General features: G+C 59.9%; 16 protein-coding genes. 6 read left to right on the forward strand and 10 right to left on the reverse strand.

All coding sequences use genetic code 11. The features are described from left to right. Positions 1-58: 58 nt before the first annotated feature. From ACIOU6_RS14615 to ACIOU6_RS14630, 4 genes are all read left to right on the forward strand, one after another. Positions 59-1558 carry an efflux transporter outer membrane subunit gene (locus tag ACIOU6_RS14615; protein WP_221729966.1) on the forward strand — a complete coding sequence of 500 codons (1500 nt, stop codon included), beginning with the start codon at positions 59-61 and terminating at the stop codon, positions 1556-1558. A 143-nt stretch (positions 1559-1701) separates the two neighbouring features. After that, complete coding sequence (locus ACIOU6_RS14620) at positions 1702-3894, forward strand: FUSC family protein (RefSeq protein ID WP_401137337.1); 2193 nt, start codon at positions 1702-1704, stop codon at positions 3892-3894. Beyond that, positions 3884-4084: a DUF1656 domain-containing protein gene (locus tag ACIOU6_RS14625; RefSeq protein WP_221729964.1), complete on the forward strand. Its 201-nt coding sequence runs from the start codon at positions 3884-3886 to the stop codon at positions 4082-4084. Before ACIOU6_RS14620 ends, ACIOU6_RS14625 begins: the two co-directional genes overlap by 11 nt. 25 nt (positions 4085-4109) lie before the next feature. After that, complete coding sequence (locus ACIOU6_RS14630) at positions 4110-4979, forward strand: HlyD family secretion protein (protein WP_339465853.1); 870 nt, start codon at positions 4110-4112, stop codon at positions 4977-4979. A gap of 90 nt (positions 4980-5069) precedes the next feature. Here ACIOU6_RS14630 and ACIOU6_RS14635 read toward each other — a convergent pair whose 3' ends face one another. The 3 genes from ACIOU6_RS14635 to ACIOU6_RS14645 all read right to left on the reverse strand — a co-directional run bounded on the left by ACIOU6_RS14635 (position 5070) and on the right by ACIOU6_RS14645 (position 7645). Next, entirely contained in the window at positions 5070-6071 is a 1002-nt protein-coding gene (locus tag ACIOU6_RS14635) for a sel1 repeat family protein (RefSeq protein WP_401137341.1), read from the reverse strand. 248 nt (positions 6072-6319) lie between these two features. Continuing rightward, positions 6320-7144 carry an SDR family oxidoreductase gene (locus tag ACIOU6_RS14640; RefSeq protein WP_221729961.1) on the reverse strand — a complete coding sequence of 275 codons (825 nt, stop codon included), beginning with the start codon at positions 7142-7144 and terminating at the stop codon, positions 6320-6322. A gap of 36 nt (positions 7145-7180) precedes the next feature. Next, positions 7181-7645: a multidrug transporter gene (locus tag ACIOU6_RS14645; RefSeq protein ID WP_221729960.1), complete on the reverse strand. Its 465-nt coding sequence runs from the start codon at positions 7643-7645 to the stop codon at positions 7181-7183. Positions 7646-7823: 178 nt separating this feature from the next. On the opposite strand from ACIOU6_RS14645, the gene ACIOU6_RS14650 reads away from it, so the two are divergent. Both ACIOU6_RS14650 and ACIOU6_RS14655 read left to right on the forward strand, forming a co-directional pair. Beyond that, positions 7824-10556: an RHS repeat domain-containing protein gene (locus ACIOU6_RS14650; protein ID WP_401137345.1), complete on the forward strand. Its 2733-nt coding sequence runs from the start codon at positions 7824-7826 to the stop codon at positions 10554-10556. 373 nt (positions 10557-10929) lie between these two features. Next, a complete protein-coding gene (locus tag ACIOU6_RS14655) occupies positions 10930-13299 on the forward strand; it encodes an RHS repeat-associated core domain-containing protein (RefSeq protein WP_401137348.1) in 2370 nt (789 codons plus the stop codon). Positions 13300-13399: 100 nt separating this feature from the next. Here ACIOU6_RS14655 and ACIOU6_RS14660 read toward each other — a convergent pair whose 3' ends face one another. The 7 genes from ACIOU6_RS14660 to algG form a co-directional block, all read right to left on the reverse strand. Further along, positions 13400-14851 (reverse strand): mannose-1-phosphate guanylyltransferase/mannose-6-phosphate isomerase, encoded by a 1452-nt coding sequence (locus ACIOU6_RS14660; RefSeq protein ID WP_401137351.1) that lies wholly within the window; start codon positions 14849-14851, stop codon positions 13400-13402. A 215-nt stretch (positions 14852-15066) separates the two neighbouring features. Then, positions 15067-15723, reverse strand: a complete 657-nt coding sequence (locus tag ACIOU6_RS14665) for an alginate O-acetyltransferase AlgF (RefSeq protein WP_221729958.1) — start codon at positions 15721-15723, stop codon at positions 15067-15069. A 14-nt stretch (positions 15724-15737) separates the two neighbouring features. Next, positions 15738-16913, reverse strand: coding sequence for an alginate O-acetyltransferase (locus ACIOU6_RS14670; RefSeq protein WP_401137354.1), 1176 nt, complete (start codon positions 16911-16913; stop codon positions 15738-15740). A gap of 1 nt (position 16914) precedes the next feature. After that, a complete protein-coding gene (locus tag ACIOU6_RS14675; RefSeq protein ID WP_401137357.1) occupies positions 16915-18489 on the reverse strand; it encodes an MBOAT family O-acyltransferase in 1575 nt (524 codons plus the stop codon). A gap of 194 nt (positions 18490-18683) precedes the next feature. Further along, positions 18684-19808, reverse strand: a complete 1125-nt coding sequence (locus ACIOU6_RS14680; protein ID WP_221729955.1) for a mannuronate-specific alginate lyase — start codon at positions 19806-19808, stop codon at positions 18684-18686. Positions 19809-19816: 8 nt separating this feature from the next. After that, positions 19817-21277, reverse strand: coding sequence for an alginate O-acetyltransferase (locus ACIOU6_RS14685; protein ID WP_401137361.1), 1461 nt, complete (start codon positions 21275-21277; stop codon positions 19817-19819). 10 nt (positions 21278-21287) lie between these two features. Beyond that, positions 21288-22859: a mannuronan 5-epimerase AlgG gene (gene algG / locus ACIOU6_RS14690; protein ID WP_401137364.1), complete on the reverse strand. Its 1572-nt coding sequence runs from the start codon at positions 22857-22859 to the stop codon at positions 21288-21290. Positions 22860-22879: the final 20 nt, after the last annotated feature.

A 22879-nucleotide genomic window follows, 5' to 3' on the forward strand; every position in this document is an offset into this window, starting at 1 on the left:
AATTGCGCCGTTCCCTACACACGTCCCCGCCATATCCCTTTCTCAGGAATTCGCAGCTGTGCCGCGTCGCATCAACAGAGCGCTTTTGCCGCTCAGTGTTCTGGTTTTTTCCCTGACTCTCGGCGGCTGCATCGGTACCGAAGGAATTGCCCCTCAGGGCGAAGCGTTGGAGGCCAATACGCTGGCCACCGACGAGGCCATCGCCCACGCCGCCCGTGACGCCAACTGGCCCACCGCGCAATGGTGGCAAGCCTACGGCGACCCGCAACTCAATCGCTGGATCGACCTCGCCGTGCAGGGTAGCCCGAGCATGGCCATGGCCGCTGCGCGGGTGCGTCAGGCCAAAGCCCTGGCCGGTGTCGCGCAAGCGGCCGAGTCGTTGCAGATCAATGGCGAGTCGACCCTCAAGCGTCACAACTGGCCAACCGATCAGTTCTACGGCCCCGGTGATCTGGCCAACTCGACCACTTGGGACAACAGCGCCGCGCTGGGTTTCAGCTACGCGCTCGACCTCTGGGGCCGCGAGAGCAACGCCAGCGAGCGTGCTGTGGATCTGGCGCACATGAGCGCCGCCGAGGCGCGATTGGCGCAGTTGGCGTTGCAGAACAACATCGTGCGCGCCTACATCCAAATGTCGCTGCATTACGCCCAGCGCGACATCGTCGTCGCCACGCTCAAGCAGCAACAGCAGATTCTCGATCTGGCGCACAAGCGTTTGGACGGTGGGATCGGCACGCACTTCGAAGTCAGTCAGGCCCAAACGCCGTTGCCGGAAACCCATCGACAACTCGATGCACTGGACGAGGAGATTGCCCTGAGCCGCAATCAACTGGCCGCATTGGCGGGCAAGGGGCCGGGCGAGGGCGCGCAGTTGCAGCGTCCGACCTTGTCCCTCGGCGCTGCACTGAAATTGCCCAGCGCGCTGCCCGCCCAATTGCTGGGTCAGCGTCCGGACGTGGTTGCCAGTCGCTGGCAAGTGGCGGCGCAGGCGCGGGGGATCGATGTGGCGCATGCCGGGTTTTATCCCAACGTCGACCTGGTCGGCAGCCTCGGTTACATGGCCACTGGCGGCAGTGCGCTGGGGTTCTTGACCGGCAAGAAGCTCAACTACAACGTCGGCCCGGCGATCTCTTTACCGATCTTCGACGCAGGACGACTGCGTGCCGAATTGGGAGAAGCGTCGGCCGGTTACGACATCGCCGTGGCGCACTACAACCAGACCCTGATCAATGCGCTGAAGAACATCTCCGATCAGTTGATCCGCCGCGAGTCGATGGACAAGCAGCAAGGGTTCGCCGCCGAGTCGGTGGCCGCTGCGCAGAAAACGTACGACATCGCGATGATCGCGTATCAACGGGGCCTCACCGATTACCTCAACGTGCTGAACGCGCAGACGTTGCTGTTCAAACAGCAGCAGGTGCAACAGCAGGTGCAGGCGGCGCGGCTGAGTGCGCATGCGGAGTTGGTCACAGCGCTCGGTGGCGGATTGGGCGCCGGCAATGACGTGCCCACTGCCGAACAAACCCAAGCCCCGAAAACCCCGGCCCTTTTGCGGTGAGCCCAAAACCTGTTGCGGGAGCGAGCCTGCTCGCGATGAGGGCACATCAGTTGGCATTTTGGTCGGCTGCTACAGCGCTATCGCTAGCAGGCTAGCCCCCCACAGATTTTGCGACCTGACTGAATTTCATTGAGCACAAATAAATGACTCCCTTGCCCGCACCGCTGCGCTGGCTCTACTCCCTGGAATGGCGCCGGGGTTTGTTCGACTGGGCGCGCAGCGATGGCGTGACCTGGGTCTACATCTTCAAGGTGCTGCTCGCCGCCTTCCTGACCCTGTGGCTGGCGATGCGTCTGGAGCTGCCGCAGCCGCGCACGGCGATGATCACGGTGTTCATCGTCATGCAGCCGCAGAGCGGTCATGTATTTGCCAAGAGTTTCTATCGCTTTCTCGGCACCCTCGCCGGGTCGGCGATGATGGTCACGCTGATTGCGTTGTTTGCGCAGAACACCGAACTGTTCCTCGGTTCGCTGGCGATCTGGGTGGGCATCTGCTCGGCCGGTGCCGCACGCTGCCGTAACTTCCGTGCTTACGGTTTTGTGCTGGCCGGCTACACCGCTGCGATGGTCGGTTTGCCGGCGTTGGCGCACCCGGACGGCGCGTTCATGGCGGCGGTATGGCGGGTGCTGGAAATCTCCCTGGGGATTGTCTGCTCGACCGTGATCAGCGCCGCGATTGTGCCGCAGACCGCCAGCGCCGCTATGCGCAACGCGTTATATCAGCGTTTCGGTGTGTTTGCCTTGTTCGTCACCGATGGCCTGCGCGGGCGCAGCAAAGCGCAAGGTTTCGAAGCCAGCAACGTACGGTTCATTGCCGAAGCGGTGGGCCTGGAAGGGCTGCGCAGCGTGACTGTGTTCGAAGACCCGCACATGCGTCGGCGCAACGGTCGGCTGAGCCGTTTGAACAGTGAGTTCATGGGTATTACCACCCGTTTCAATGCGCTGCATCAGTTGCTCGAACGCTTGCGTGGCAATGACGAAGAACACGTCGTGGCGGCGATCAAACCCGGTTTGCAGGATCTGGCCGAAGTGCTCGATGGCTTCAGTGGCCGTGCCTTGACCAGCCCCGATGCGGCACGGCTGGTCGCGGCGCTGGCGACCTACAAAGAAGGCTTGCCGGCGCGGGTGCGCAGCTTGCGGGCAATCTTTCAGGAGTGCGAGCCGAGCGACGCCGAGCAACTGGATTTTCACACCGCGTACGAGTTGCTCTATCGCTTCGTCGATGACCTGCACAGTTATGCACAGACCCACGCCTCGCTCGCCGATCACAGTCACGAACGCGAGCGCTGGGACGAGCCGTTCACCCCGCAAACCAACTGGTGGGCAGCGGCGGCGTCGGGCATTCGCGCCTCGTTTATTTTGATCGTGCTGGGCAGTTATTGGGTCGCCACTGCGTGGCCGAGTGGCGCGACGATGACGCTGATCGCCGCTGCCACCGTGGGCCTGTCCGCTGCCACGCCAAACCCGAAACGCATGGCTTTTCAAATGGCTTGCGGCACCTTCCTTGGCGCGCTGATCGGCTTCGTCGAAATGTTTTTCATCTTCCCGTGGATCGACGGTTTCCCGTTGCTGTGCGTGATGCTCGCGCCGGTGATCGTGCTGGGCTCGTTCCTCACCTCGCGGCCGCAGTACGCCGGTGTCGGTCTCGGTCTGTTGATCTTCTTCAGCACCGGTTCGGTGCCGGACAACCTGACCGTCTACAACCCGTACACCTTCATCAACGACTACATCGCCATGGTGATGGGCATGCTGGTCTGTGCGGCGGCTGGCGCGATTATCCTGCCGCCCAACAGCCGCTGGTTGTGGCAGCGCCTGGAACAGGATCTGCGTGGCCAGGTGGTCTATGCGATCAGCGGCAAGCTCAAAGGCCTGGCGTCGAGTTTCGAGAGCCGTACCCGCGATTTGTTGCATCAGGCCTATGGCCTGGCGGCGGGCCAGCCGAACGTGCAAAAGAACCTGTTGCGCTGGATGTTCGTGGTGCTCGAAGTCGGTCACGCGATCATTGAGTTGCGCAAGGAACAGGCGATTTTGCCGGTGCATCCGGCCTATGCCGAATCGCAGCCGTGGCGTCAGGCGATCCGCGTCATGGGCCGGGCGTTGGTGCGGCTGTTCTTGCAGCCCAACCCAAGCAATCTGGAGCGCGCACTGGTGGCGGTCGATCACGCGATCAGCCGGGTCGCAGCCACCGATGAGCCGTTCGCACCGCACTTCGACACCTCCGCGCTGCGCCGGGTGAAGAGCTATCTGCACTTCATTCGCACCTCATTGCTCGACCCGCAATCACCGCTTGCTGCGCTCACGCAAGCCAAGCCTGAAGGACTTGCCCATGCCCCGTGAAATCGCTTTCCACGGCGTGTACATGCCGACCATGACCCTGATGTTTTTCATCGCTGCAGCGCTGGCCTGGGCGCTGGATCGGTTTCTCGCCGGGTTCGATCTGTACCGCTTCTTTTGGCACCCGGCGCTGCTGCGCCTGAGTCTGTTTACCTGTCTGTTCGGCGCCTTGGCGCTGACGGTTTACCGTTGATTCTCTATCTCTGAAGAAGGCATTGATGAAAAAGTTTTTCAGTCTGCTCGCGACCCTGTTGGTGCTGGCCGTCGCGCTGTGGATCGGCCGAACCCTGTGGGTGCATTACATGAACACGCCGTGGACGCGGGATGGGCGGGTTCGTGCGGACATCATCAACGTCGCCGCCGATGTCACCGGTGAAGTGATCGACGTGCCGGTGCGCGACAATCAGTTGGTGAAGAAGGGCGACTTGCTGATGCAGATCGATCCCGAGCACTACCGCATTGCGGTGAAACAGGCGCAGTCGCTGGTGGCTTCACGCAAGTCCACCTGGGAGATGCGCAAGGTCAACGCCCACCGCCGCGCCGACCTCGACAACCTGGTGATCTCCAAGGAAAACCGCGACGACGCGAGCAACATCGCCGACGCTGCACTGGCCGACTACCAGCACGCCCAAGCGCAACTGGAAGCCGCTGAACTCAACCTCAAACGCACCGAAGTGCGCGCAGCGGTGGACGGCTATGTGACCAACCTCAACGTCCATCGCGGCGACTACGCACGCATCGGCGAGGCGAAAATGGCCGTGGTCGACATGAACTCGTTCTGGGTTTACGGCTTCTTTGAAGAGACCAAACTTCCCCACGTACGCGTCGGCGATAAGGCCGACATGCAACTGATGAGCGGCGAGGCATTGAAGGGGCATGTGGAAAGTATCTCGCGCGGCATCTACGACCGCGACAACCCGCAAAGTCGCGAGCTGATTGCCGATGTAAATCCGACCTTCAACTGGGTGCGACTGGCCCAGCGCGTGCCGGTACGGATTCACATTGACGAGGTCCCGGAGGGCGTACTGCTGGCGGCGGGGATGACTTGTACGGTGGTGGTGAAGCAGGACGCTGTGGATAACGGATAGACCGCGTGGCTGCCATCGCCAGCAGGCTCCCACAGAGGTTCTTCGGTGTGACAGAGACCTGTGTGGGAGTGAGCCTGCTCGCGACTGAGCTTATCGGTAGAACGTGTTGACTACTCGCAGTCCAGACTCGATGGCTTCGTCCACCGACAATGCTTGATCTTCCATGAGGGCGACGATCCGCGGGTCTGTTGCGATATTCGCGTCAGGCTTTTTCAACTGAGCGGCGCGGTTCAGTACGATGTAGGCCACAACGTCGCCACGGTTTTTGGTGAAGGGCTGCTCGATAGCAGTGCGCATGGTTTGCTTCACATAGTCGTAACGCTCGACAGATGACATGCCCTTGAAGGTGTCCGGATAGTTCTGATAGATATCGGCGGAGTAACGTCCGACGTCTTCTTCGCGTGCTTCAGCGAACAATGTTTTCTTGCTGGTGACCTGGGTGACAAGTTCGCTGTAAAGCTTGTCGCCTTCAGCGATCTGAGCTGCGTTCATCTTGGCTTTCAGGTCAGCGCCCGCCGTGGTGTCTTCGGCTTTGGCCATGATCCTGGTCCAGGCGTAGGCGGCGCTCAGGTTACCCAGCTCCTCGTATTGCTCGATCAATATCTGCTGGGATTCGGCATAGCCATGCAGCGAGGAACGCTCCAGCCAGCGAGTGGCGAGCGCAGCATCTTGCTGGGTCCCGACTTTGCCGTATTTGTAGCTCTCGTACATACCGTATTCCGCGCACCAGTCGTTCTGCGTCGCTGCGTAAGCCATGTAGTTGAAGGCTTCGGTGTTACGTTGGTCGGCGGTCAGGGTTGAGTCATAGCGGGTGGTCATCGACAGGTAGCAAAACGCGCGAGTGTGCTTGGGGGCGGCCATGACCATGCAGGTTTTGGCGTCCTTGTACTCTCCGTTTTCGTACAACCGGTAGCCGACGCCATACAGAATGTCGCTGTCCATCTGCGCGTTGCAATGCTCGTTGGCGGTCACGACCGGCAGCACGTTTTGCAGGGTCAGTTTGGGCAGCGTGTCATTGAGGGGCCGTTCTTTGGTCGCGCAGCCTGCCAGCACCGTGAGCAATGCCAGAGGCAATACGTTGAAGAGTTTCAAGGGATGTTTCCTGATCTGAATTGAAGCGTGTGAGCAGAGCTCGCGTCAGGCAGGTCAACAAAGCAGCGACCGCTTCGGGCGGAAACAGTCGGGGGGGGGGAGATCAGTGTTCAGCAATTCCCTTGCTTCGATGCTTGCCCCAGCGACTCCATGCGCTATCGGGTTTCGGGTTCACATGAAGCGTCGGGCACTTCATGCGCGGCGCATTCTACGTAGATCGACCGGTTTGGCCATTTCATCAGTTGTAATCAAAAGTTTCCGCGCAAGCCGAACCGCTTCATCAACGCCGACTCCAGCAACCCCTTGGGCAACAACGTTGCCAGCAACGGTAACGCCCGGCTGCCATTGCCGAGACGGATCAGGCGTGGCGGCTTGCTCTGCTGCACGGCCTTGAGGACCCCGGCGGCAAACTCACTGGCCGGTGTCGGCTTGTCCTGCGAGGCCTTGGCCCGTGCGCGAATGCCTTCACGCAGGGGAAACCATGGCGATTGCTCGTTGATCAACTGCTCAGCCTCATGCCCGGCGTTTTTGGCGAAGCTCGATTGAATGGCGCCGGGCTGGACTTCCATCACGCGAATGCCCAACGGTGCCAACTCCATGCGCAGCGCATCGCTCAAGGCATGCACCGCCGCTTTCGAGGCGCAGTAGGCGCCGGCGAACGGTGTGACCAAAACACCGGAAACGCTGCCGATATTTACCACCAATCCGTTGCCCCGGCGCAGGACGGGGAACAGTGCGCGGGTGACACCGATAATGGAGAAAACATTGGTTTCGAACTGGCGCTGCATGGCGGGCACACCGCCGTCGAGCAACGGGCCCATGGCACCGTACCCGGCGTTGTTGATGAGTACGTCGAGGCTGCCGTGTTGCTGGTTGATCCGTTCGCCGAGTTGTTCCAGTGCCGCGCCATCGTTGACGTCCAGTTGAATCGCGGTAAACCCGGCAGCCGCCAGTGCGGCGATGTCTTCAGGCTTGCGTGCAGTGGCCCAGACTTCAAAACCTGCGCTTTTGAACGCATCGGCGAGGGCACGGCCGATGCCGCTGGAACAACCGGTAATCAACGCAACGGGCATGGCGCATTCCTTGTGCAAAAAAAGTGGGGAAGGGGATCAGTCGGAGAAACTGCCCTGCAATCGCTCGGCGCGAAACTCCAGGGTTTGCGGGCGATAACCGGAGCGCAGGGGCGGCATCGGCAGGCAGTCTTCCCAATCAGCGCCGGCCTGTAACTCGCCGGGGCCGCGATAACGCGGGGCGGTGTATTGATTGTCGGCCAGATTCACGGTGTCGCCGGGTGCATAGGCACCGATGCGCCAGCGCAGGTCGGTCAGTGGCACATCGTTGCCGTTGTTCATCTTCAGTTGCAACGGCCGATCCGCGGGGCATTGTTCCGGTGCGTAGCTGATGCGCATCTCCAGGCGAGCCAATTGCTTGACCTCGCGGTTGTCCTGCCACACGACCCCCATCGCCACCAACCCCAAGCCGATAGCCGCCGCTACGGAGACGGGCAGGGCCTTGGCCGGATAGCGCAACAACAGGATCAACCAGGTGATGATCAGCAAGATGCCGATGAACATGTTTGAACGCTCCTTGAACACGTGCTCACCATCCTACCGAAGGGGCGCGGGAATGGACATTCGGCTGTTAAACCGGGCACCGTCGGTCGGGACTGTAATTTCTGACAGTTGGCAGGGCCGCTCGCCGCTGCTCTGATGTTCGAGGCAAAGGGATGCCGTCGCGGCGCGGGGCTCAATGATGGGGATGCACAGTAAAACACCTAGGCTTTCGGTCACCGATTCGCGGGGGCTGGCGATTCGTGCGGTGGAGTATTGGCGCGCCGAAACAGCCCACTCCGCCGAGCCCCGCATCACACGAACCGTGCTTGACGCCGCCGGGCGCGCGGTCAGGCAGTGGGATCCGCGCCTGTGGGCGCTGCAGATGACTGATCCGTTGGCGCCGGCCAATCTGACCACGGTGTATTCGTTGAACGACAACGTACTGCGCTCGGACAGTGTCGATGCCGGAATGCAGATCGAGCTGCTCGGTCTGGGTGGGCAAGTGCTCTGCGGCTGGGATGGTCGCGGCACGTCTCGCGAGGTGGCCTATGACCTGCTGCTGCGCCCGGTGGCGCTATTTGAAACAGGTGCGACGCAGCCTCGGCAGTGTGTCGAGCGTTTGACCTATGGCCAGCCCGACAGCGGGGACCCGGCGCTCAATCAGTTCGGCCAGTTGATCCGTCACGATGACCCGGCGGGCAGCGAGCTGTTCGACGAATTCGCGCTCGGTGGCCAATGTACCGCAGGCACTCGGCGCTTCCTGCGGGCGCTCGTCGACCCTGACTGGCCCGAGCCGTTTGAGGAGCGCGAAGTGCTGCTTGAGCCCGGAGCGGGCGCCACGACCCGATGGCGCTTCTCGGCGTTGCAGTCCTTGCTCGAACAGGTTGATGCACGGGGTAATCGACAGACCTTCGAGTTGACGCTTCATGGCCGCCTGCGCATGGCTTGCTTGCAACTGGAAAATCAAACCGCCGCACAGACACTGGTCAGTGAAATTCGCTACAACGCCGCGGATCAGGTCGAACATGAACTGGCGGGCAACGGCGTCCGCACGACACTGGCCTATCGACCGCAAGACAATCGCCTGAGGTTGCGCCACAGCGAGAAGGCCGACGCGACGATCCTGCAGCGTCTGCTCTACGACTATGACCCGATGGGCAACGTGCTGAGCATCGAAGATCAGGCGTTGCCCGTGCGTTACTTCGCCAACCAGCGTATCGAGCCGATCAGCCGTTTCAGCTACGACAGCCTGAACCAGTTGAGTGAAGCTCGCGGCTGGGAGGCCGGCGCTGCGGAGGGCGGGCCGACAGCGATCGCCAATTACTCACAAAGCTATCGGTATGACGCTGGCGGCAATCTGCTCAAATTGATTCACGTAGGTGCACAAAACCCGGGCCATGACCTGCAAGCCGCCCGCTACAGCAATCGCTGTCTGCCCTGGCGCAATGGCGTGCCGCCCGATGAGGCGCAAATCGCCTTGGCATTCGATACCAGAGGCAATTTGTTGGAGCTGGAGCCGGGCCGTCGGCTGATGTGGAATCTGCGTGATCAGTTGCACTCGGTGACCCCGGTGCAGCGTGCATCCGGGCTGAATGATCAGGAAGTGTATGTCTGCGACGGCAATGCCCGGCGGGTGCGCAAGTTGCGCTCGTTGCAAACCAACGCTCGCACGGTGGTCGCCGAGGTGCGTTATTTACCGGGGCTGGAGTTACGCAGCGACAGCGGCACCGGCGAGCAATTGCAGATCATCACGGTGCAGACCGGACTCAACCGTGTGCGCGTTTTGCATTGGCAGAGCGCGCCGCCTGCCGGTATCAACGACCAATATCGCTACAGCTTCACTGATCATCTGCGCTCGGTTGGTCTGGAGTTGGCCGCTGACGGTGGGATTATCAGTCGCGAACATTTTTATCCCTTCGGTGAAACGGCCTGGTGTGAAGAGGGTGAGACCCGTTACAAGAACATTCGCTATTCGGGCAAGGAGCGCGATGCCACCGGTTTGTATGACTTCGGCCATCGCTATTACATCCCGTGGTTGCAGCGCTGGTTGAATCCGGACCCTGCCGGGGCCATCGATGGCCATAACCGCTACCGGGCGATGCGCAACAGTCCTGTGGTCTATCGAGACAGCGACGGACGCAAGCCAGAGAAGAAACTCGATGATCGGGTCTATCACATTCTGGCCGAGAAAAAACTGGTCAACCCGATCCAGGCTGCCGGCATGCAACCGGTGCGCAATTATTTTGAGAGCAATCCGGACCCGAAAGTGCAGGACTACCGACGGCAAATTCCCGTTGAACTGGCAAAGCTGGGGGCCAAAAGCGGCGCGCTGCTCAATACCCATGAGGCCCACGTCAGGGCCGCCGTGATAACCGAAACTTCTCCGCCGTCGGGCCCCGTGATGTATCACGGCGGCGAAGTGCTTTCAGCGGGACTCAGTACGGTTCTTGGCGAAAAGGTTGCGAGTCGGGTCATGGGCCCGATGTCGGATGTCTTCAACAGCCCTGTCGAAGACCCGAAGGTGCTGGAGGCTCGCCGGGATGCCGTGGCCTGGTCGATTAAAACCGGAGGGCAACTCCTGATGCATGCCTCGCATCCAGCGGCACAGATTGTCGGGGCCGTGGGGGTGGCGATGGGCACTGTGATGCGAACGTCGGAGGCGCAGACGCGTGTGCAATACAAGTTGTTGAGTGCGCCCGTCAATGTGCCAGTGTCAGCCGCTGCGAATACACCAAGGATGTCTTTCCAGCCGTTCCTGCAGACCCCTGCCAGCGTGCAGCGCTCACTGTTCACAGAGCAGTCGGCAGCGCCCAGTTCTTTCGTCCAGCAGGCGTTTCATGCCGGCTTCGTGCAGGCACCTACGCAAGTTGCACAGGCGTCAGACTATCTGGAGACCGAAGACCAGGAGTTGAATTGGTCTCGTCGAGGTTGAAGCCAGGTCTAGAGAAAACACGCTGTTGTCCAGCCTGCTGTGGGGCAGTAACCGGACTTCAAACAAGGAGGGATAAATGACGTCAGATGAACTGTCTGTCCATGCTCATACTCCAGGCCTGACCGCTTTCGATCCGCGTGGGCTGGCGGTTCGTACCGTGGGTTACTGGCGTGATGGAAGCCAGCCTGCGCAGCCACGGATCAACCGTATGAGCCATGATTCAGCGGGGCGAATGGTCGCGCAACGGGACCCGCGTTTGTGGCATACGGCGCAGGCGAATCTGGTGACGGCGTATTCGTTGTCCGCCAGGGTCATCGGCACGAACAGTGTCGATGCCGGATGGCGGGTCAGTCTGTCGGGTGAGGGCGAACAGTTGCTGGAGCAGTGGGATGGTCGCGGCACTCGGCGGCAGATCCGTTACGACGATCAACTGCGGCCGGTGGAAATTATCGAGAACGAGGCGTCTATCGAGCAGCTTGCGTATGGCAACGAGGCCTCCAGCAAGCACAATCAATGTGGGCGATTGATTCGTCATGATGATCCAGCGGGCATTCTCCTGTTCAACGACTACAGTATGGCCGGCGCGGTGCTGGAGGAAGAACGACGGTTCAGCGGTGAGCCGGTTCCAGGTTACGTCACCCGATCACGATTGACGCCGCTAGGCGATCTGCAATCGCGCACGGATGCCGGGGCTAACGTGCAGCGCTTCAGCCACACCCTTGAAGGACGGCTGCGCGCCGTGGATTTATGTCTGAGCGGCACCGCGCAATGGCTGCCGATGGTCAGCGCCATCCGTTACAACGCGCAAGGTCAGATCGAAGAAGAAGTAGCGGGCAATGGTGTGGTTACCACGCTTGAGTACGACGTTGAAGATGGACGTCTGAGCCGTTTGTTTTCCCGCCTCGGGCAGCAGGCGCCAGTGCAGGATTTGCAATATGCCTACGATCCACTCGGCAACGTATTGAGCATTGAAGACGCGGCGCTGCCAATTCGCTATTTCGCCAATCAACGTATCGAGCCGATCAGCCGCTATCGCTATGACAGTCAGTCGCAACTGACTGAGGCGACGGGTTGGGAGTCAGGATCAATCAGGCATGCGCCTTCATCCGAACGTTTGAAAACCCTCTCCAACTATCGTCAGACCTATCGTTTTGATGCCGGCAATAATTTGCTCGAAATGACCCATGTCGGTGTGGAGAACCCTGGCCACCGACTGGTCGCGGATGCCGGTAGCAATCGCTGCCTATCCATGCGCGAAGGCGTGGAGCCGGGCGAAGCGGACTTTCGCAAAGGCTTCGACGCCAATGGCAATCTGCGGTGCCTGCAGCCCGGGTGTTTGTTGAGTTGGGATCTACGCAATCAACTGAGCGAGGTGCGACCTGTCGAACGCGTCGAAGGGCCTGCGGACAGTGAGTGCTACGTCTACGGGGCCGATGGCAGGCGTGTGCGCAAGATCCGCTCGCTGCAAACCCGTGCGCAAACCAACCTCATCGAAACCCGTTATCTGCCAGGCCTGGAAATCCGTACCCACAGCGGCACGCGGGAAGTACTGAATGTGATTGACGTCCAGACCGGGCGCGCCAGTGTGCGGGTATTGCACTGGGAGGCAGGTCGGCCGCAGGACATTGCCAACAATCAACAGCGCTACAGCCTGAGCGATCATCTGGGTTCAAGCACGCTGGAGCTGGATCAGGATGCCAGCGTTATCACCCGGGAATGTTATTACCCGTTTGGTGGCACCGCATGGACGGATGGCGATGCGGTGCAGGTCAGTTATAAAACGATCAGGTATTCGGGCAAGGAGCGAGATGCGACAGGGTTTTACTACTATGGATTGCGTTACTACTTACCCGAATGGCAGCGGTGGTTGAACCCTGACCCGGCAGGCGCAGCCGATGGTCTGAATTTATATGGCATGGTCCGAAACAGGCCCATGAGTTTGACGGATGGCGACGGCAGACAAAGCAACTTCAAGGATTTGTTCAAACCTGAGCAGGGCGACTTGATTTTCGGCTTGGCGAAGGTCCTTGAAAAAGGCTATTTGGGTTGGTGGGCGGTGTTGAGCAATCGCGGAGACTACCTCGCAAAATATTTGAATGGTGATGATATTGCTGAACTGGAAAATGACTTGGATGTCAGGCGCCAAAGCTACAGCTCTATTCGTGACGCAAGCCGATTCATGAACCCCGTCCTGCCGGCAGGTAACACCGGTAGTCGACCGACATTCTGGGAAGGGCAGTACTCATCCATTGCGCAATTGGTGTTCATGAGGGAAGAGGCCTATTACCAGAAAATAAGAAACAGGTATTCGGGTTGGAAGTCCACGGCCGCTAACAGGCGTTTTTCAGAGCGCTATGCCGCTGAACTGGCTGGCGGTCGCTACTCGGTACGCAAAACATTTGAAAAGTACCTTGATGCAGACGACAAGTTTCCTCACAAGCTGATCAGTCGAGCCAGTAAAGCCGGACTGGCAACCCTACTGAATTCTGAAAGCACTGACGTCATTCACTTCATGCTGGATGAACTGGATATGGATCAAGTCGTGATGAAGACGCGACCCTCCGCAACCTCATCGGAGTTGCGTTATCTCTTCAGAAACCGCGAAAAACTTGCAGATAAAGTGTTGTTCTATCGAAACAACACGCTTGTGGACGCTCCTTGGCGAAGCGATCGTGCAGGGTGGGAACGTTATAGACCCGCGCGGGAAGAGCAAGCGGTCAAGACTGCCCAGTCCTCTGGGTGAAAGGCTGCCTGAATGTAGAAACCTGCAAAAAAGCCCCCGCCCAACCCACTGCGGATAGGGGACGCAGTGGGCTGGACGAGGGCTTTTTATTGCAGGTCGATCACTGCGCGATGGTTTTCACCGACACGCCGCGTTCGATCGGGGTCGAGCGACCGTAGATATCTTCGAAACGCTCGATGTCGTCTTCACCCAGGTAGCTGCCCGATTGCACTTCGATGATCTCCAGCGGGATCTTGCCCGGGTTGCGCAGGCGGTGCACCGAGGCGATCGGGATGTAGGTCGACTGGTTTTCGCAGAGCAGGAACACGTTGTCATCGCAGGTCACTTCGGCGGTGCCGCTGACCACGATCCAGTGTTCGGCGCGGTGGTGGTGCATCTGCAGCGACAGGCACGCACCCGGTTTGACCGAGATGTGCTTGACCTGGAAACGCCCGCCCATGTCCACCGAGTCGTAAGAACCCCACGGACGATAGACCTCGCAGTGGTTCTGGGTTTCGCTGCGGCCCTGCTCGTTGAGCGTGTTGACCATCTGCTTGACGCCCTGAACCTTGTCCTTGTGGGCGATCATCATCGCGTCCTTGGTTTCGACCACGACGATGTTTTCCAGGCCGATCACCGACACCAGTTTGCCGTTGCCGTGGATCATGCAGTTCTTGCTGTCCTGAATGACCACGTCGCCCTTGGTGACGTTGCCGTTGGCGTCCTTTTCGTTGACTTCCCACAGCGACGACCAGCAACCGACATCGCTCCAGCCCGCCGTCAGCGGCACCACGCAGGCGCGCTGGGTTTTCTCCATGACGGAGTAGTCGATGGAGTTGTCCGGGCAGCAGGCGAAGGTGGCTTCGTCCAGCGTGACGGTGTCGGCGTCTTGCTCGCTGCGCTCAAGGGTCAGCAGGCAGGTGTCGTAGATGTCCGGGTCGTGCTTTTTCAGTTCTTCGAGGAAGCGGCTGGCGCGGAACAGGAACATGCCGCTGTTCCAGTAGTAACCGCCGGACTCGACGTACTCGGTAGCGCGTTTCACATCGGGTTTTTCGACAAAGTGCGAAACGCGGCTGACGCCTTCTGGCAACAACGAATCGTTGGTGGACTTGATGTAGCCGTAACCGGTTTCCGGTTTCGTTGCGGGTACGCCGAACAACACCATTTCACCGTTTTCGGCGGCGACGGTGGCCAGAGCCAGTGCGCGTTGCAGGGCTTTCTGATCTTCCAGAACGTGGTCGGCCGGCAGCACCAGCATCAGTTCGTCGCGACCTTCATTGACCAGCATCATCGCGGTCAACGCCACGGCCGGCGCGGTGTTGCGGCCGAACGGTTCCATCAGGATGCGTTGGCATTCCAGGTTACGGTTGCTCAACTGCTCGTTGACGATGAAGCGGTGATCCTTGTTGCAGACCACGATTGGCGTGTCCATGCCTTCGAACACCAGGCGTTCCAGGGTTTGCTGGAACAGCGTGTGTTCGCCGGTCAGGGCGAGGAATTGCTTAGGGAACTGTTTACGCGAAAGCGGCCAAAGACGTGAACCGCTACCACCTGACAAGATCACCGGAATCATATTGTTTACTCCATAAAATCGATTGGGTTAGAGCCACGAACCTGTGTCGTTTCACTCTTGTTTTTGTCTCGTATCCGAACTGACAACCCGTTCAAAGGGTGGGAGGGGGCTTGCTCCCGAAGGCGGTGTATCAGTCGACATATCGGTTGAATGTCAGACCGCTTTCGGGAGCAAGCCCCTCCCACAGTGGGGACGGGGTCAGGCAGGAAAAATTGTTAGCGCGTCGACACCGGGCGTTTCACCCAGACTGGCGACAGGTTGCTGCCGTTACCGGTGACGTACAGCACCGCGGCTTCACCGCGTTCCAGCGCGACCGGTTTCACGTCGCTGACTTTTTTGTCGCCCTCAAACAGCGCCAGGCTGACTTTCACCGGGTTGATTTCACGTTCGCCACGGCCCTTGGCGGCGACGCTCTTGACCACTTCGGTCTTGCCGTCGGCGGTCTTCAGGGTCAGCGGTTTGTCGCTGAGGTTCTGCACGCGCACCAGGGATTTCTGCTTGTTTTTGAACGGCGGTTCTTCGATCAGTTGCGGCGCGCCGGAAGCGTTGTTGACCAGGGTGTAGTAGTGGTCACCGGCGAGTTTGACCGGCAGGGTCTGGCTGCCGACCTTGGCGCTGTAGTCGCCGCCCGGCATGAAGCTGAAGTCGCTGCTGGCCAGAGGCGCAACGTCGCTCAGGTTGGTGCTGCCAACGGTGGCGCTGACTTCAGCGTTGCTGGCGTTATAGATGCGCACGAAGCTCGAACCTTTCGGTGCGGTCGGGCCGTAGAGCGCAGCGTCGCCACCGGCGAAAGCCTGAACCGACAGCACGCTCAAACCCGCAACCAGTGCAATGCGTTTTGCGAGACGACGAGGAGTAGTCGTGAAAGTCATGGTGTACCTCTCTTTCAGTTTTGCGCCCGGTCGGGCGTCTCGGATTGAGTGTTTACAGCTACGTTTTGTTGGCGCACGCCGGCTTGTTTAAGCTCTGCGACCCACTGCGGGTCGGCGTCGCCGATTTCGTTGTTCACAGGCAGATAACGTTCAGGAAACTCCCAGATCAGCACCTGTGGCGGGCTGTTCTTGAAGTCATCGCTTTTCAGGTAGCTGAGCATCGGTCGAATCGGGCCGTGGCCGTCCTCGGCGTAGCTCACCACGTCGCTGTGCAGCGCTTGTTTGAGTGCACCGACGAAGTTCCAGTTGGGGTTGGCGCTGTAGCTGGTGCCGACCAATGCGACCGGTACTTCGTTGTTGGCGAAGAGGGCGTCGTCACCGGCCGGCTGATCACCCGCGGCCACGGTGTTGCGCTTTTGCAGCGGCTCTTGCGCCGGCATCAGGTTTTCGAACAGCGGGTCCAGCGGCAGGAACAGACGCAGGTCGCCCTTGTGCGTGACCTTCTCGGCCGGCGTGGTGACAAAGCGCTGCGGCTCGCCGCTGAGCGGGAACTTGTCGGCGATGGTTTTCGCCAGGGTGTTGGCCGCAACCTCGGCGCCCTCAGGCGTCCAGTGCGTGTCGGTGCGCAGGAACACTTGCTGACCGTTCTGCTTGGCCTGTTGCAATGGCTTGAGCAGGTCAGGGGCGAGGATCTTGTCCGCCGCCACGCGGGCGTGGAAATCCTCATAGAGGTTGGCGTGGATGCTTGCCGGTTTCACTTCACCCAGGTGCTCCGGGTACAGGCGAACCTTGGCCGGCACAATCGCCATCACCAGTTTCACGCCTTTGGCTTTCAAGGTCTGGCGCACGCCTTCGACCAGCGCGTAGTTGCCTTGCAGGTTCAACTCTTCGTTGACGATCGGGTTGAACTCCTCATCGCTGTACAACCACTGATCGCGACCGAGCACCACGCCCGGACGACCTTCGTTGAACAGTTTGAAATCCAGCGCGGCCCAGAGATTGGTGCCCAGACGCTTGATTGGAAACGCGTCGTCGTAGTGGGTTTCCACGGCTTTGGTCCAGCGGCCGTTGAGCACTGTCGCGTCGGCGTTGGTGCTGAAGCCGAAGAAGCTGCGCACCGACCACAGACCGAGCACCAGCAGAGTCACCAGGAACAGGGCGATGTAGAAAATGCGTAATGAGCGGGTCATGTCAGATCCCACAGAACTGGAAGTAAAGGAACGGCGAGAAGCTTTGCGCCGAGAGTTTGAGAATCGAGGCGATGAACAGCAGCAGGATCAAGCCGCGCATCACGTAGCGTGACCAGTCCGCCGTCCAGTAGGCCGCTTGCACCTGGGCTTCAACGCCGACGGTGTAGCCAGGCTCGTGGATGCTCGCCGGGTTTTCGCCGGGGGCGGCCTTGATCATTCCTGGGGTCGCAGCGGCCGGGCCGTCGGTTTCGACGTTGACCGCTGGCTTGGTTTTGACCGGAGGCTGGTTGGTATACAGATCACGCAGACCGAAGAACGCCAGCGTCACGTAAGCCACCACCAGCGTCGCCACTTGCAGGCCGGTGAGGCTGGCCTGATTGAGTTCCGACAGCGACCAGTCGCCGAAGCTGAACATCGCGCCGTACATGCGCCCGGCAACGTGCAGGTTCTCGGCACGGAAGATCACCCAGCCCATCACCACCAGCAGGAAGGTCAGCGCCCAGCGGATCGGGTTGAGGCTGCGCGGCGAGGTATTCAGGCCCAGCGCTTTTTCAATCGCCAGCCACATGCCGTGCCAGGCGCCCCAAACGATGTAAGTGATGTTCGCGCCGTGCCACAGACCGCCCAAAAGCATGGTCAGGAACAGGTTGCGATAGGTCATCAGCGTGCCTTTACGGTTACCGCCGAGCGTGATGTAGAGATAGTCACGCAGCCACGTCGACAGGCTGATGTGCCAGCGGCGCCAGAACTCGGTGATCGACTGGCTGATGTACGGCTGCTTGAAGTTTTCCATGAAGCGGAAACCCATCATCAAGCCCAGACCGATAGCCATGTCGCTGTAACCGGAGAAGTCGAAATACAGCTGCGCGGTGTAGGCCAGCGCGCCGAGCCAGGCATCGCCCGTGGTCGGGTTTTGCAGGGCGAAGCAATGGTCGGCCACCACCGCGAGGGTGTCGGCGATGAAGACCTTCTTGATGAAACCCTGCATGAACCGGGTGCAGCCCTCGGAGAATTTGTCGAGAGTGTGGGTGCGGTTGTTGAACTGGTCGGCCAGGTCACGAAAACGCAACACCGGGCCGGCGATCAGGTGCGGGAAGATCGCCACGAACGCGGCAAAGTCGATCAGATTGCGGGTGGCCGGGGTGTCGCCGCGATACACATCGATGATGTAGCTGATCGACTCGAAGATGTAGAACGAGATACCGATCGGCAGCAGTACGTGGGTCAGGATGAACGGCTCAAGACCCACCGACGTCATCATTGAGTTGATGCTGTCGACGCCGAAGTTGGCGTACTTGAAGTAGCCGAGGATGCACAGATCCACCGCCACGCCGGCCAGCAGCCAGCGCTGGGCCGGTTTGGTGCGCACACCAGCGGCACCGACTTTGAGGCCGATCCAGTAGTTCCACAGCGTTACCGCTGCGAACAGGGCGAGGAAGTCCACCCGCCACCAGGCATAGAACACGTAGCTGGCGATCAGCAGCAGCAGGTTGCGATAGCGTTGCCCGCTCAGGTAGTACAAGCCGAGAAAGATCGGCAAGAACAGAAACAGGAACACGTTGGATGAAAATACCATCCCGATCTCTCCATGTTTGAACCAACAGTCAAGGGCCAAAGCCCCCCCAAACCCCCCGTGAAAATTCAGGGGGCGACATCACTTCACTGTGGGAGCGGGCTTGCTCGCGAAGGCGGTGTGTCAGTCGACATTATTTTTGAATGTCAGACCGCATTCGCGAGCAAGCCCGCTCCCACAGGGGATTGCATTCATTCTTACGAGCCTTTGTTGCCCTTTTCATGCGCCGGGTCGTAGACCTTGGTCAGGTCGCCACCCAGGCGGAAGGTCTTGAACGGTTGCATCCCGTGCTTCTTCTCCAGCACATCCGCCGAGCAGGTGTAGAGGGTGCAGAACGGTTCGAGCCAGGCGAATTTCATGTCCTCTTTCAGGTCGGTCATGTCCTGTTTTTTGCCGTTCTTCTTCTCGAATTCATCCGGGTTTTTCACCCCGGACAGCACGCGATCAGCCAAGCGTTTCAGTGCGCCATTGTTTTCCTGGCGCAGATCGACACCGTTGACCTGGGCGAAACTGGCGATCATCGCCAGCGGCGGCAGGGCATAGTTGTGGTAGGCGAGGGCGCGTTGCTGGCGCTTGAGTTCGTTCGGCAGGTAGCCGTCGGCGTCGATCTGATTGGCGCCGACCTTGTATTCCTTCACTGCCCAATCGAACAGGTCGCGGCGGTTGGTCGCGACCGACGTCGCCATCACCGACCACGCCGCCCAGTAAGAGTGGTTGTTGGTTTTTTCCAGCGGCAGATTGTCCCAGTCGCTGACGACCTGATCGGCCATTTTGCTGAACCAGGCTTCGATCACCTGCGCTTGCTGCTGATGCTCCGCCAGTGGATGCGAGTCGGAGAATTTCAGGCGAATGTACGAAGAGGCCATGCTGCCCAGCGCCCATTTGCGCATCGATTTGCCGGTGTGGTTGAAGTCTTTCGACATCAAGGCGTCGGACTTGGCCCACGCAGCCAACCAGTCCAGCGTGCAATCGAGCTGCTCCGGGCGGCCATCACGCATGAACTGCATGACGCGTTTGGCGGTGCCGCGCTCCAGCGTGGTGATGTCTTTGGTGGTGTCGCGGAAGGCCTTTTCCGATTGCACATTGAGCGTCGCGCGGGCCTTGTCCGAGCCTTCGTATTTGCTGCGAAATTGCAGCGGGCCGGTGTACGGCGTCGGCATCGCATCGCAGCCTTCGCTTTTGTCGCTGGTCTTGAATTTATCCACAGGGGCGAAGTAGCCCTGAGGTGGACGCAGTGGCGCGGCGGCCTGAGTCGCCCCGGCGAACATCGCCAGGGTGAGCAGGGATGGCGCAAGCAGGTGTTTGATCGTTCGATTTCGCATAGCAGACCTCATTGCCCGACCTGAGCGGTGTGTTGCCCAGCGCCCGGGAATACGTTGCGTTTGCAGATTTTCGCTTCGACTTTCTGTGGCGCGGTGCCCGCTTCCGGGCCCTGAACTTCGACTGCCAGCAGGTTTTGCGAGCCCCAGTCTTCGTCGGTGCGCAACTCAAAGGCGAAACGACCGTCGGTGTCGGAGGTTTCCGGTTTCTCGATCTTGATGTCCTCGTGGCGACCGTTCATGTACCAGAGGGTGGCTTGTAGGGTTTTCACCGAGGTGTCGGCGAAACGGATGTCGACCTGATGACTGCTGTTTTGCAGGTTCATGTTCTTGCTGTTGACCAGCAGTTCTTGTTTGCTGCCCGGTTTCAGCGTGGTGCTGGCGCTCATCTGAGCGTCTTTGCCTTCGCAGCCGTTATCCAGCAGCGCCATCATCTGGCGGTAGATGGTTTCCTGATCGAGGCGATACAGCGGCGAGAACTCCCAAATGAGAATTTCCGGCGGGCTCTTCTGGAATTCGTCGCTGCCCAGGTACTGCAACATCGAACCTTCCAGACCGCCGCCGGGGAAGGCAACGTTGAGAATGTCGGCACCGATGTCTTCTTGCAGGAAACCGGCGAAGTTGTAGTTCTTGCCGCTGTGAGACGTACCGACCAAGGTGATTTGCGGGTTGCCGGAATCGCCGAACAGATCGCCGTCAGCGGCCTCGCCTTTCGGTTCGGTGGTGAACTGATCCATGTACTGGATCGCGTAACTGGTGCCGCACAGTTGCCCGGCCATGTTATGCAAAGTGCCGGTTTTGCCCATACGACCAGACCGCTTGGTCTCGAACTCACGCTTGGGAATGTCGGCGAAGGCCGGGATCTGCTTGACCTTCTCGGCGACGATTTTTGCCGTGCGCTGTGCGCCGTAAGGGGTCCAGTGCTGGTCGCCACGGAAATAGAAATCGTGGGCGGGCAGGGTGTCCGGCAGCGATTCGTTGGTCAGCGGCGACAGGTCCGGCACCACGTAGCCCATCTGCGCAAAACGGCCGAGCATGGTCTTGTAGTTGCCCAAAGCCTTCTCGTAATCAAACGCGGCTTTTTCCTGCGGGTTGAGTTTGTTGCGGTTCACCAGGCCCCGGGTCGGTTGATAGACGATCACCAGTTCCACGCCTTTGCTCTTGAACGCATCGTGCAACTGTTGCAGGCGTTTGTAGCCGGCAGGGGTGGTGTTGAATTCGGTGCGCAGGTCTTCCTGAGTCCGGAACAGCCAGTCGCCCTGCGCCTGCACCAGGGTGGTGAAGTTCTGCTGATAGCGCGTGGTGTAGTTCTTCGCGTCATGGGCGGCCGGGCACAGGTTGCAGCACGGCTCGGCGGTGAACTTGGGCGGGGTGACACCGGCAGCCTCGTCGGCGCGAGCGCCATTGCTGGCGGCCAGAATGCCCACGGTCAGGGCCGACAGGCTGAGTAATCTGATCAAGTGTGGGTGCATAAAATTATCCTCAGTCCTGCAGTTCGGTCTGGCGTTCGACAGGGTCGATCAGCACGGCTTTCTGCTGGCGCACCAGCAGGTCGAGAATTTCATCCTGGCGCTCGCCGAGGATGCCGTTGAAGCTGATGCCGCTGGATATGGTCGGCGCCAGCAACGACACGCGATACAACTCGACACTCAAGGGCGAATCGATCGACAGCGGGCCGCTGCCGTTGGCCGCGAGTTCACCGCCCACCACGATCAGCGAAACCTGGGCGTCGAACGGGTCGAGCTTGATGTCACGGTCGGTGTCGGTCAGGTCTTTGATGTGACCGTAGACGCCGGTCAGGCCGTTGGCCATGGCGATGTTTTCGTAGAGGCGGATGTTCACGCTGTTACGAATGCGGATGCCGTGGCGCTTGTTGCTGATGACCTTGTTGCCCCACAGCAGGTTGTCGGCGGACTCGTAGAGGGTGATGCCGTCGGTGTGGTTCTTGTAGATCTCGTTGTAGGCCACGATGTTGTTGACGCTGTTACGGTCGATCACCAGGCCCGAGAGGTGGTTGTCGTAGCTTTTGTTGTTGAAGATGAAGCTGTCATTGACCTCACGGGAAATGATGATCCCGTGCTTCTTCTTCGTGCCGTGAACGGTGTTCTGGGCAATGATCAGGCCGTGCGAGCGGTCATGCGGGTCGATGCCGTAGACGATGTTGTCTTTGTAGGTGTTGCCCTTGACCACGAAGTCGCGGGTCTCGTAGCAGTAGAAGCCGTACCACATGTCCGAGAACTCGGAACCGACGATCCAGCCGGTGGGCTCGGGACGCTTGAGTACCTTGGCCATGTTCGGCGTGTACTGGGAAATGCTCACCCCGTACGACTTACTGTTGGCGTAGCCGAAACTGGCCATTTTGCTGTTGACGATGTAGGTCTCGGTGCCACCCCAGGCGAGCAGGAACGGCCGGAATTCCTTCGGCGAACGGAAGGTCGCCGGGCCGTTGTCCTTCTCGCGCCAGCCCGTGACTTTGGTGTCACGCACAAACAACTGACCGTCGTTGACCAGGAACGAACCGGCCTCTTGCGACAGGCGCAGCTCTTGGGTCTGGCCGTCGATTTCGAGGATGCCTTTACGGCCAACCACGATCGGCAATTTGGCCAGATACACACCCGGTGAGGTTTCGCTGAAGTACTGCTTGGGCAGCTTCTGCGCCAACTCTTTGAGGTTCATGTAGCCGTCGTCGACGAAGATCGCCTGCGGGATGCCGTGCTGACGCACCACCCATTCAGCCATTTTGTTGTCGCCGCCGATGAAGTCCTTCAGGGCGTCTTCCTGCATCATCCGGCGCACGCTGATCTTGCCCGGTTTGCTACGGACGATTTTCGCGGCGGCGGCTTCGGCGGTGTAACCGGAGAGGTCGGGCAGTGTCGGCTTGGCCAGTTCCAGTTCCTCGGTCGGCGCGCTGCTGACGGTATAGGTCTTGGCTTGCTGCAACTCTTTGGCAACGGTTACAGGCTTTGCCGGCACACCGGTGGCGAAGGCGCCAGCGGAGGCCAGCAGCATGGCGCCGGCCAATAGGCTGAGCGAGCCTTTCCTAGCGTTATTCATGTCGGGCACTCCCTTCGCGG

It is taken from the genome of Pseudomonas sp. NPDC087615 (genome assembly GCF_044743445.1).
Classification (GTDB): Bacteria; Pseudomonadota; Gammaproteobacteria; order Pseudomonadales; family Pseudomonadaceae; genus Aquipseudomonas; species Aquipseudomonas baetica_A.